Annotated in this window: 3 protein-coding genes; 2 read left to right on the top strand and 1 reads right to left on the bottom strand. The window is 35.2% G+C overall.

The window, feature by feature from the left end:
- Positions 1-730: DEAD/DEAH box helicase (locus tag CDZ78_RS19260; protein ID WP_280175608.1), on the top strand; the 730-nt coding region annotated here is incomplete at its 5' end.
- Between the two features lie 3 nt (positions 731-733).
- Positions 734-2,572, top strand: a complete 1,839-nt coding sequence (locus CDZ78_RS19255) for an ATP-binding protein (RefSeq protein WP_087871415.1) — start codon at positions 734-736, stop codon at positions 2,570-2,572.
- A gap of 74 nt (positions 2,573-2,646) precedes the next feature.
- Here the strand turns inward: CDZ78_RS19255 and CDZ78_RS19250 are convergent, their stop codons facing one another.
- Positions 2,647-3,633 (bottom strand): phospholipase D-like domain-containing protein, encoded by a 987-nt coding sequence (locus CDZ78_RS19250; protein WP_087871414.1) that lies wholly within the window; start codon positions 3,631-3,633, stop codon positions 2,647-2,649.
- Positions 3,634-3,688 lie beyond the last annotated feature (55 nt).

Here is a 3,688-nt window from a genome sequence, read left to right as displayed (position 1 = left end):
TTTGATTAGGTTAACTGCAACACCAGGGAGGAGTTATTCTTCAGATGGCCTTTCTGCTGAAGATAAATTATTGGCTGAATTTTTCTATCATAATAAGGTGTCGATGAGGGTTTCAGATTATCTATCCCCTATAGATTATTTAGTTGAGAGGGGCTACTTAGCCAAAGCAAATTTCAAATCACTAAATTATAATTATTCAGGTATTGCTGCACATGAATTAAAAGATGCTGGCGGCCTAGAAACCATGAAAGCTCTTGCAAGTAATGTTGAAAGAAATAAGCAAATATTAAGTACCGTAATAAGGGAATGTATTCAGAAGAATTCACAGGTTATTTTGTTTGCATGTACCGTTGAGCATGCGGTTAATCTAGCGATAGCATTAGCCTATAACGGGATTTTAGTTGCATCAATTGATAGTAAGAATGATTCATCAGAAAGTCGTAGGGTTAAAATTCAGCAATATAAAGAGGAGAAATTACAGGTTTTAGTTAATTTTAATGTACTAACCGCTGGTTTTGATGCACCTAAAACTAATGTATCTGTAATTGCAAAGCCTACGAATTCTTTAGTTCAATACCTACAAATGGCTGGGCGGGCTATGCGTGGTTATAAGAGTGGTGGGAATAAAGAGTGTAGGATATATACAGTAATGGATGATATTCCAGAATTTCAAAGTATTAATTTAGCTTTTGAATATTGGAATGATATGTGGGCGAAAAAAGAGGAGTAAACATTGGATATTAGATTTCTAAGTGCAGAAATGGTAATTGAATCATTACGTGATAATGGTTATGTCAATACGGCGTATGCAGTTGCTGAGTTGATTGATAATAGTCTGCAAGCTAAAGCTACACGAGTCGAAGTTGGATTTATTGAAGAGCAAAAGCAGTCCATTAATAATAGTAACAGGACTCCTTACACCGTTTCAGAAATATCCATATGGGATAATGGGGGCGGTATGGATCCTGATACTTTGAGAACTGCTATGCAGTTTGGTGGAGGTAATCATCGCCATGATAAACAGGGTATGGGGAAATTTGGAATGGGGTTGCCTAATTCATCTATATCACAATGTAAAAGGGTGGAAGTTTGGAGTTGGCAAAATGGTAGTAAAGCATTTTATACATATCTGGATGTAAATGAAATGAAAGAGGGTAGTCTGGAAACAGTGCCAGAACCTGTTGAAAAGCTAATTTCTGAAAAATATATGCGAGCCTTTTTTAGTAATAAAATGCCTGAATCCGGTACATTGATTATTTGGTCAAATTTAGACCGATTAAGTTGGAAAACTGGACAATCTATTTACCGGCATTGTGAGAACTTGATTGGTCGAATGTATAGAAACTTTATTAGTAATGACAATATAAAAATTGAGAGTAGAACGTACAGAAAGGCAGATAATGATTTGTTAGATGTTTGGAGGAGTAGTGATTCGTTTAAAGCAAACGATCCTATGTACTTGAAGAAACAAACTACGCTACCAGAATTGCCTGGTAGTTATAAAAATGAAGCCTTTTTTGAGTTAATAGACAGAGAGGTTATCTCTGTTGAATATACAGCTGAAGATGGTTCAATTAAACGTGATGATGTAACAATTACTACATCAATGATCAAAAAGAATATAGCAGATAGGATTTTAAAAGATGTGCCTATCAATAGTAAACTAGGGGGAACTCGATGGGGAAAACATTGTAAAAAAAATATTGGCATTTCAATTATGAGGGCTAATAGAGAACTTGTATTAAGAGACTTGTTTTTAACCTCTGCGTTAAGAGAAAATAAAGGTAGGTTTGTTGGTATTGAGGTTGCATTTCCACCAACATTAGACTCAGTATTTGGTGTGACAAATAATAAACAAGACGCTGTGCTCCTAGTTCCATATGAACTTGGTAATCTTAGTACGCAAGCTGGTTTTGATTCAGAACAAGAGTATTTAAGAGACTTAGATGAAAATGGCGACTCATTAAGGCAAGTTTTAAAAGTTACGTCAGCGATAAAAAAACAAGTTACTGCATTAACTAAATCGTTGTTGACAATAAAAGTAGATGGTAAGGCGGTGAAAGGAAGAGAGGCTGTTGAAACTGAAGCTACTTCAGAGTTAGCTGCAAGTAATGCAACTAAAGGAGCTCTAACACGAGAGGAGCATGGCCATAAAACAGACACTGTATCTGAGGAGTTGAAAAAAACAGATATCGTATCTCACCTTATTAATGAGGGTGTATCTTCTAAAGAGGAAGCAGAAGAAAAAGCGGAGCGTTTAATTTTAACTGGCAACCGATTTTTAATTGAAAATGTTGCCAGAGATTCTGAAGCATTCTTTGATGTATCAACGAGTAAAGGGCTGACACTTGTTTTATTCAATACTAACCATGTTTTTTTTCAAAAGCTAGTTAGTAAGCTTGGAGAAGAGGAACTTGAAGTAATGCAAACTACTATTGCCGGTTTTGCTAGAGTAATGAATGAAACGACTGATGATAAAAGACTAAAGTATTTAAATAGCATTAGGCGTGAATGGGGGATGATTATTAGTGAGTTTCTTGATTCGTCTGACGAAGAGAGTGATGATTTTTAGATAACATATTAAAGCTGAGAAATTTGTTTTGTCGGTGAGACCTGTGAGTGCTACATGTTTAACTAGCATGTAGCTCAATGATTTCTTTTAATAACTTGAGAATGTCGACCAGGAACTGTTACGCTATATTTTCCGGATGACAAAAAATCTATCCATGTATAAAGTATTTGTATATTTATTGTTAATTCAAAAGGTCTAGGGGCTGGGGCGGTTGTGGTGTTCTCAGAAAACCATCTTCTGACAGCCCCAAATGATAATCCCTCTCTTATTTCTCCATTCCTGTTGGTGTATGAAGATTCGTCTATTTGTTTTAAGAATGAAGCAATAAAGGGAAGTTCGAGGAAATTAATAGTTAGACTTGCGATGAACTCTTCTTTGGTCAGTGCTGTTGCACTAATGTTATAAAGAGCTAGGTCATGGCAAAGACAATTTTCTTCCTGCGATGATTCTGGGTCTGATATTCCTGAGTATAGCTCCCACAATAGGGCTGGGTTATCAATCATCGGTAATTTTGTAATGAGAAAATCAGAATTACTAATAATAGCCTTTGGTAACTCAAAGATTATATTTTCTATTTCTGGTGTGATATCTGGAATTTGGTGTTTAATAACATCGTATATTTCATCCGTTACAAGAATGCTTTCTTGAATGATTCTATTAAGATAGAGCCGATCTTCTCTACTTATTGACTCAACATATGTTGATACTTCATAGTTGAAATGATTGTTTTTCTCACTAATTGCTCGTGCAGATATATTTGATGAACCTAATAGAGCATCATTAAAATTATTAGTATATAACTTGAGATGGATACGGTTGTTTATGAAGAGAGTAATATTTCTATCTTTACAAATTTGATAAACTTCTAGGTCAGACGAGCCCATTGCGATATCTTTCGGATCCCAGCGGACAATAATTTGTTCGCAGTTTAGGTTTGGAGAGTCCAATAATTCTAGCAACGCCGTTGCTTTTATGTATGGTGAAAATATAGTAATGCTATTTTTATTTGATAGATAATGTAAAAATTCTTTTTTTAAGTTTTCACCATTTCTGTATAACATATACTTTCCGGTTCTGTCGCATAAAGTTCACTTCCCCAGGTTATCTGCTCTCATT

The organism is Bathymodiolus platifrons methanotrophic gill symbiont (assembly GCF_002189065.1).
Classification (GTDB): Bacteria; Pseudomonadota; Gammaproteobacteria; order Methylococcales; family Methylomonadaceae; genus Methyloprofundus.
This window is presented reverse-complemented; position numbering and strand designations above follow the sequence as displayed.

Excerpts from the sequence above, each read along its gene's own strand:
- CDZ78_RS19250 (WP_087871414.1), bottom strand. The coding sequence starts at position 3,633 with ATGTTATACAGAAATGGTGAAAACTTAAAAAAAGAATTTTTACATTAT.